Origin of the sequence: Alkalibacterium thalassium, from assembly GCF_900101165.1 — a bacterium.
Lineage (GTDB): Bacteria > Bacillota > Bacilli > Lactobacillales > Carnobacteriaceae_A > Alkalibacterium > Alkalibacterium indicireducens.
The window spans coordinates 20,768-29,235 of the sequence record NZ_FNFK01000024.1; the positions used below are offsets into that span (position 1 = coordinate 20,768).

6 protein-coding genes are annotated in these 8,468 nt (G+C 41.4%); 5 read left to right on the forward strand and 1 reads right to left on the reverse strand.

What is annotated here, in order from left to right; all coding sequences use genetic code 11:
* Nucleotides 1–15 precede the first annotated feature (15 nt).
* The 5 genes from BLR76_RS06555 to recD2 all read left to right on the forward strand — a co-directional run bounded on the left by BLR76_RS06555 (nt 16) and on the right by recD2 (nt 6,744).
* Nucleotides 16–1,170: a cysteine desulfurase family protein gene (locus BLR76_RS06555; protein ID WP_091267036.1), complete on the forward strand. Its 1,155-nt coding sequence runs from the start codon at nt 16–18 to the stop codon at nt 1,168–1,170.
* Nucleotides 1,171–1,210: 40 nt separating this feature from the next.
* Nucleotides 1,211–1,555 (forward strand): hypothetical protein, encoded by a 345-nt coding sequence (locus BLR76_RS06560; RefSeq protein WP_091267039.1) that lies wholly within the window; start codon nt 1,211–1,213, stop codon nt 1,553–1,555.
* 646 nt (nt 1,556–2,201) lie between these two features.
* Nucleotides 2,202–3,329, forward strand: coding sequence for a tRNA 2-thiouridine(34) synthase MnmA (gene mnmA / locus BLR76_RS06565; RefSeq protein ID WP_091267041.1), 1,128 nt, complete (start codon nt 2,202–2,204; stop codon nt 3,327–3,329).
* Between the two features lie 204 nt (nt 3,330–3,533).
* Entirely contained in the window at nt 3,534–4,289 is a 756-nt protein-coding gene (locus BLR76_RS06570) for an AraC family transcriptional regulator (protein WP_091267044.1), read from the forward strand.
* Nucleotides 4,290–4,344: 55 nt separating this feature from the next.
* Complete coding sequence (gene recD2, locus BLR76_RS06575; RefSeq protein ID WP_091267046.1) at nt 4,345–6,744, forward strand: SF1B family DNA helicase RecD2; 2,400 nt, start codon at nt 4,345–4,347, stop codon at nt 6,742–6,744.
* A gap of 66 nt (nt 6,745–6,810) precedes the next feature.
* Here recD2 and BLR76_RS06580 read toward each other — a convergent pair whose 3' ends face one another.
* Nucleotides 6,811–7,725, reverse strand: a complete 915-nt coding sequence (locus tag BLR76_RS06580) for a diacylglycerol/lipid kinase family protein (protein ID WP_091267049.1) — start codon at nt 7,723–7,725, stop codon at nt 6,811–6,813.
* Between the last annotated feature and the right edge of the window lie 743 nt (nt 7,726–8,468).

Below are 8,468 nucleotides of genomic sequence, written 5' to 3' on the forward strand. Positions count from 1 at the left end.
TGGAAGGGATATAAAATGAACAACTATATTTATCTTGATCATGCGGCAACGACTCCTGTGAGACCGGAAGTGATCGAAGCAATGACTGAAGCAATGCAGTTGCATTACGGGAATGCATCAAGTATTCATCAGATGGGCCGGACAAGTAAAGGTCTGCTGGAAGAAGCTCGGTCTGTTTTTGCTGCAAGCATCAATGCCTCACCAAACGAGATCGTCATTACAAGTGGAGGCACCGAAAGTGACAATATGGCTGTAGTCAAAACAGCAGAGAAATACGGCTATAAAGGAAAACATATTGTGACGACAAACGTTGAGCACCCAGCTGTCAGGCGCCCGTTAAATTATCTGAAAAATCAGGGCTTTGAAGTCACTGAATTAGCAGTAGACAGAAATGGGCTGATCAGTCTTGAGCAGGTGAAGGAAGCAGTCCGAGAAGACACGATACTGGTTTCAGTCATTTATGGAAATAATGAAATCGGCACGCTTATGCCGATAACTGAAATTGGACAGTACCTTGACGGCCTTGACCATAAAGTTGCCTTTCATACAGATGCCGTACAGGCTTATGGAACAGAAGACATCGATGTCAAAGAGCAGAAAATCGACCTGCTCTCCGTTTCATCTCATAAGATAAACGGGCCTAAGGGTATCGGGTTCCTGTTCATCAATGAAGAACTGCCTATTACTGGCTTGGTGCTAGGAGGAGAGCAGGAAAATAAGCGCAGAGCAGGAACGGAAAATATACCAGGTGTCATCGGATTCCAGCGTGCTGTAGAAATCAGACAGGCTGAAAAAAAGCGTATTAGAGAAGAATACCAGGCGTTAAAAAGCAGATGTCTGGCTGAACTCGATGCATCTGGTATCGATTATGAAGTAAATGGTTCGGTCGACCAGAGTTTGCCTCATATCTTAAGCCTTCATATTAAAGGTATTCCGGCAGACAAGCTGCTGATTCATCTTGATCTGGCCAGAATTGCAGTCTCTATCGGGTCAGCCTGTTCTGCTGGAAATGTCGATCCAAGTCCAGTTCTCGAAGCTCTTTACGGTTCTAACCATCCTGCCATCTCTGAAACGATTCGATTGAGTTTCGGCTATGGGGTCACGGAAGACGACTGCCGAACAGTTGTAGCGAAAATCAAAAAAGCAGTTGATTTTTTAGCTGAAACGTAAAATAATAGAAGTATAACGAGTGTCAGAGAGGATGTCGCCGATGGCTACACAGAAAAAAGACAGTCTGCTGGGAAGTAACACACATTACTCAGTCAATGACGAGGCAAAACGCTACACACTAAAAGACAACGGCTTTATGGAAACAAAGAACGGATCGTTTCAGTATGAACGGACTTTAAGTATCCATGCCGTAGATAAGAAAGCACCAAAAATAAAAATTGTTATATCTAAAGATTTAAATGAACTGAAACTATCTGCAGTAACGGCTAACGGACTGAAAAAGATTGATCTCTATAAATCAGACCAGCTTTCAGAGGAAAGAACATTTGCAGAAAATATTCTTAAGAGTTTAGTTGAAGGAAAAGTTCTGACCGTTGTAGACTGAATCAGTTAAATGAGATGGCCTGAGGATCAATCTGTGATCCTCAGGCTTTCCTTTTGAACAGAGGCACTGGATAAAAGAAGTGACATTACTGTTTATTGTTATGAATAGGCAGTATAAGAGCATTATCGTGTATCAAGTCAGGTAGAAACTGCATCTAGGAAAGTTGTCATGATATCTCTCACTGTAACGGTATATAATGAACTACAATTAGACAGTTTTTAATGACAGCTTATTGATTTAGAGAATAGTTTACTTCCACTATAGAGACTCTAGTGGAAGTTTTACTACCTAAGAAGGCTTAAACTACAGCTATAGCCCTTCTGGTGACATTTTCCCAGACGATCGAATCTGTAAGGTATAACTAGATCGCGTCTAGTTATACCTGTTGGAAAAACTGAGCCATACAGGTCCAGCTAAATAGTCTGTAATGACAGATAATCAAGCGAATAACGGAACAAACTGACGACAGAACCGATACAGTTAAGGTAATCAATACCATATGAAACCTTATTTCATAAGAATCTCCTAAAAAAGTCCGGGATGACTTGATTTCTTCTTTTTAGTAAGTATAATGAAACAGACTGGAAACTTACGAACCTTCAATTCGTGCAAGTGTACAGAATTTAATTGAAATGATGGTGAAGTGATGACAAATGCTAACAGCAATACTAGAGTAGTCGTCGGAATGAGTGGTGGAGTAGATTCCTCTGTGACGGCGTTATTATTGAAAGAACAAGGCTACGATGTAGTCGGCGTATTTATGAAAAACTGGGATGATACTGACGAGAATGGGGTCTGTACGGCTACTGAAGACTACAAAGATGTCGCTCTGGTAGCGAACAAAATCGGCGTGCCCTATTATTCAATCAATTTTGAAAAAGAGTACTGGGACAAAGTCTTTTCTTACTTCCTTGAAGAATATAAAAGCGGGAGAACACCCAATCCTGATGTCATGTGTAACAAAGAAATCAAATTCAAGGCGTTCCTGGATTATGCTATGAGTCTGGGTGCAGACTATGTGGCTACGGGACACTATGCTAGAGTCAGACGCGAGGAAGATGGAACAACACATCTGTTAAGAGGAGTCGATTCCAATAAGGATCAGACTTACTTCCTTAATCAGCTGTCACAGGATCAGTTGTCTCGAGTGATGTTCCCTCTTGGTGAGATGGACAAAAGTGAAGTCAGAAAAATCGCTGAGGAAGCAGATCTGGCGACTGCAAGGAAAAAAGATTCGACTGGAATCTGCTTTATCGGAGAAAAGAACTTTAAAGAGTTCCTGATGAACTATCTTCCAGCTCAGCCTGGACAAATGGTGACTGAAGATGGTGATGTAATGGGGCAGCACGATGGATTGATGTACTACACGATCGGTCAGAGAAAAGGATTAGGTATCGGCGGAAACGGAACGTCTAATGAGCCATGGTTCGTTATCGGTAAAAATCTTGAAACTAACGAGCTGATCGTTGGACAAGGCTTTACTCATCCGCATCTGTATGCGACTCATCTGACAGCGAGTCAGTTTTCTTTTACAACGACTCAGGAGCTTCCTGAGATATTCGACTGTACAGCTAAGTTCAGATACCGCCAGACAGACGTCAAGGTTACGGTAGACTGGAACAAAGAAGATAATACGGCCGTTGTTACCTTCGATGAACCGGCCAGAGCGATCACACCCGGACAAGCCATTGTCTTTTATGATGGAGATGTCTGTCTTGGAGGCGGTCTGATTGATAAAGCATACAAGGAATCCGAACTGCTTCAATATATTTAAGACGCATTAATTAAGACCATGAGAAACTGACAGTCCCTGCCTGATCAATAGTGTCAGGGAGAATACTGGACCAGCTGCTCCTGGTCTTTTTTCGCATTAATTGTCTATTTTTCCAGTACCTTTAGCCACAATGTGATCTCATCATTTATGATAGAAGTAAAATAAGGTATAATTAAAAGCGAACTTCGGGGGAGGGGAACTCGTATGTATTTTTTTGAGAAGCATGGGATGGACGAGACGCAGACATTTAATTATGCTGAACTGATAAACAGTTCCTTTCCATTACATTTTCATAGAGCTTATGAAATTATCATAGTTGAACAAGGGGAAATGACTGTCAAGATCGAAGGGAAATCTTATTATCTTTCAGAAGACGAAGGAGTATTCATTTTTCCTAATCAGCTTCACGAACTGATTACTGAGAATCAGTCCCACTGCAGGCTCCTGATCTTTTCTCCTGAAATGGTCAAAGACTTTTATTCAATGTACAAGCATGCTGTTCCTGATAACAACACAATAACAGTGAATGCCGATATTAAAAAGGAGAATATGACGTCTGTTTTTTCACAGAAAAGCATTCTTTATAAATTCTGCGACGAACTTACACGATCCACATCTTTCAGTCAGCGGAGTCTTCCGTCAAAAACAAAAATTATACAGACTATTCTCCTTTACATTGAGGAGCATTACTATGAGGACTGCACTCTCAAGACGGTGGCTCAGGACATTCAGTACGACTATGCTTATCTTTCCAAGCTTTTTTACCAGTACACCGGTATGTCATTTACGGAATACTTGAACCGATACAGAATTACACAGGCGGTTTATTTTTTGAAGAGCACAGACCTGCCAGTGAAGGAAATTGCGCATCAATGCGGCTACAATACATTAAGAACTTTCAATAGAAATTTTAAATTATATCAGTACAGTTCACCGACCGATTACAGAAATAAGCGCTAGACGGAGTAGTGAACAGGGATTTATCATCTGAATTACATAGAGAGGAGGGATCGGCATGCAGCAGAATCTTTTTGATAAAGAAAACGAACATTTTGTCACGGGTGAAGTATTATCCATCTACTATTCCAATCCCTCAAATTTTTATAAAGTGATGCTGATTAGCGTGAACGAATCGAGTGACACGCTCAAGGAGAAGGAACTGGTTATTACCGGGAATTTTGGTCAGATTCAGGAAGGGGATCAGTACAAATTTATCGGCAAGTGGACGGATCATCCGAAATATGGTGTTCAGTTTCAGTCGAGTAAATATCTGAAAGAGAAACCATCCAGTGAAGAAGCGATTGTCGCTTATCTGTCAAGCCCGCGGTTCAAAGGAATCGGTAAAAAGAGTGCGCAGGCGGTGGTCGACCACTTAGGGATTCACTGTATCGACAGGATTTTGGAGGACGAGTCAGTTCTGGACACAATTCCAGAACTTAACAGCAAAAAAAGACAGCAGCTGATTACCGTGCTGGATAAGGAACAGGGCATGCAGAAAATAATCATTGCACTGAATGATTTCGGTCTCTCCAATCAGCTGGCCTATAAGGTATATCAGCGTTTCGAAGGCAATACGTTACGTACGATACAGAAGAACCCGTATATCTTGATCGAAGAAATTGAAGGTATAGGATTTAACCGGGCGGATGCCATTGCTGAAGAAATGGGGATTGAAGGGGATTCGCTGGAAAGAATCAAGGCCGGCATCCTATATACGCTGGAAGAACAGACGATGAAAAGCGGTGATACGTTTGTAAATGCGGAATATCTGCTGAAACATACGATTGAAATCCTTGAAAAAAGTCGTCCGTTTTTGATTGATCCTGATAAAGTAGCAGAAGTCGTAATCGAACTGGTAGAAGATCAGGCTGTCATTAAAGACGAAACCCGGTTTTATCTGCCGTCACTTTATGCATCCGAGTGGGGTATTGCGAATGCATTCGACCGACTGCTCGATGAAGGAACAGATGATGAAGATGACAAACGGATCGATAAGGCCATCGATGAGTTTGAGCTCAGACGAAGCATTACTCTGGGAGACTCTCAGAAAAAGGCTGTAAGAGATGCTCTGAAGTCCCCGGTATTTGTTCTGACAGGAGGGCCCGGGACAGGGAAGACGACTGTTCTCGAGGTCATTGTTTCTGTTTTTGCTGAACTGAATGAGTTGAGTCTGGATCCGGATGATTACAGTGGGCAGCCATTTCCGGTGCTTTTGGCTGCTCCAACGGGACGAGCAGCTAAACGAATGAAGGATACTACAGGCCTGCCTGCGTCAACTATCCATCGTCTGCTCGGGCTGACTGGATCTGATGATGAAGAAGAGCTGCAGGAATCAGAGAAAGTGTTAAAAGGCTCATTACTGATCATTGATGAAATGTCGATGGTAGATACATGGCTGGCCTATCAACTGCTTAAAGCTGTTCCTGACGACATGAAAGTGATAATGGTCGGTGATAAGGACCAGCTTCCTTCGGTAGGACCCGGTCAGGTACTGAAGGATATCCTTGACAGTCAAGTTGTTCCTTTTCAGGAGCTGACAGATATTTACCGACAGGGCATCGATTCGTCAATTGTTACGCTCGCCCATGAAATAAAAAAAGGCGCTCTTCCTGAGGACTTCAGTAAAAAGAAGCAGGACCGTAATTTTTTCACCTGCAGTACCCAGAAGGTTCAGGACGTCGTCACTCTGCTGGTCTCAAAAGCGATCGAAAAAGGATATACCTCTCAGCAGATACAGGTACTGGCACCTATCTATAAAGGCGCAGCAGGGATAAACGAACTGAACAAGCTTCTACAGAACCTGTTCAACCCTGGATCTAAACGAAAAAAAGAGGTCAAGCAGCCTGATGGTGTTTACCGGGTAGGGGACAAGGTGCTTCAGCTAGTCAACGATCCGGAAAGAAATGTATTTAACGGTGATATGGGATATATCGTAGGGTTAGTTTCAGCTAAAGAATCAGAACTTAATGCGGAAGAACTCGTCATTGATTTCGATGGCACAGAAGTATCTTATCCTAGGGCGGAATGGAACAAGATTACCCTGGCTTACTGCTGTTCTGTACATAAATCACAGGGCAGTGAATATGATATGGTTATTCTGCCGCTAGTATTTGGCTATGGCAGGATGCTGAAAAAGGATATTGTCTATACTGCAATAACCCGAGCCAGTCAAACGCTGCTTCTATGTGGAGAGCGTCGGGCATTTGAAAAAAGCATCACTGAGCATACGACTTCCCGGCAGACATCTCTTGCAATGAGGCTTTCATCACTATCTGAAGAAAGCGCACAAGAAAAAGAAGATAACTCAGAGGGAGAACGCGATGATGAAGAAAAGAATGCGTACATCCTTACACCTGAAGCGGTCGACTCATTCAGTATCGATCCGATGATTGGCATGGAACAGTGTCAGCCCTAATAATAGCCCCCCCTTACGTCTGGAGTTCCAGTTAGCTGGGGGGCTATAGCTGTAATTATAGGATTGTCAGACCCAGAAATGTTGTTTGACCGTATCGATTGTAATCGAGTGAGTATGTTTATCTATAATTTCGCCATCACGCTGGCCGTACTGAGGCGTATCGAACTTCAACGTACAGGACTTTACTCGGTAAGCATGTATCTTTTTATGAGACAGATGAGACTCACTGGATACTATTCTATATAAAATCTGAAGAAGTTCCAGGAAACTGACTTTTTCAGCAATTACTATATCGATGTACTGATCTTGCGGATCTGCCAGTGGATGAATCGGAATACCCCCGCCAAAATACTTATTGTTGGCACAGACGATAAGAAGAATTTCGTCGAATGACAGATTCAGACTTTCATTATGAATACTCATAGAAAATGATTTCTGAGCGAAATAGGCTGAAAAAACAGACAGTAAATAAGAAAACTTTCCAGCGGTCTTCTTTTTTTTGTTGTTATCAAGTTTGGCAATTACCATACCGTCGATACCAAAACCCAAACTGTTTACTGCAATAAGATTTTCGGCGTCGGACACTCCTGTTATGACGTCAAGCTCTGTTTCTTCAGCTTTTGAGAGTATCCGTTCAAGAGATATTTCGATCGATCTGGATAAGTCATGAGAACGGGCAAAGTCATTTCCTGACCCAGTAGGCAGATAAGAAACGGCTCGTTTCTTAGCCGATCTGCAGATGCCTTCAACTACTTCATTTAATGTCCCGTCACCACCTACAGCAATGATAAGACAGTCGTCAGCCTTTTCATCTGAAAAAGTACAGGCGAGCTCTACCGCATGCCGCTTATATTGCGTTGTATGTATTTCATAAGTAAGAGAATACCTAAGCATATGGTCTCTAATTGCTTTTCTTGTATGTTTGCCTTTTCGTGAAAACTCGTTGACTATAAAAATTAGATGAGTATAATTGCCAGCCATTTCAGTCACCAACTCTATTTGATATAGTTATAGTATACGTTAAAATAATAATTTTGTAAGGATATTTTGAGTTTAATAAGAAGAAACATTTAATTTAACTGAAGATAAGATAGCTAATTTAATTGAAATCCATAATCTCGACTTAGAAAGCTTAAAAAGTGATTATTTTGAGTTTCCAGTTCCGTGGAATACAACAAGTTAAAAGTGTCAAAACTTAAAAGTTTTGACACCGATTTTGAAACCTTGTTAAACCAAAGTTGCCGAGGTGTCATAACTTAGGGTCAAAACTGTAGGTAAAAATCTAAATTTTTTACCGTATTTCATGAAAAATTATGGAGTGCGGTATTTTTATTGTGATACAATTAGCAGGCATAAATAAATGGTTCTTATAGGTAACTCCCAATAATCTATGAAAAATTATGTTTCCCAAATTTCTCGTTGCTCGTATGATGATTTCTGTCGATGAAGGTAATATAATCCAATCCTTGTCTGGATTAAACAGCTTTATAACAGATCCAGTAAAGCAACGAGAAGTATAAGAAGGCATGTTTAAAAAACTTCGTTTTTTTGAAGTTTTTCGAGATATGTAAAATCACTTCTACAGTATTAGTCCGTGTACTGTAGAACACTGTTCCCGAAAGATAATAAACGGATCCACTTGTCGGGCATTGTTTTTGCATCATCATGGACGAATGGAATCCTCACAGGAACTTCGCCATCTAATGACTGATGTGGACGTAGAA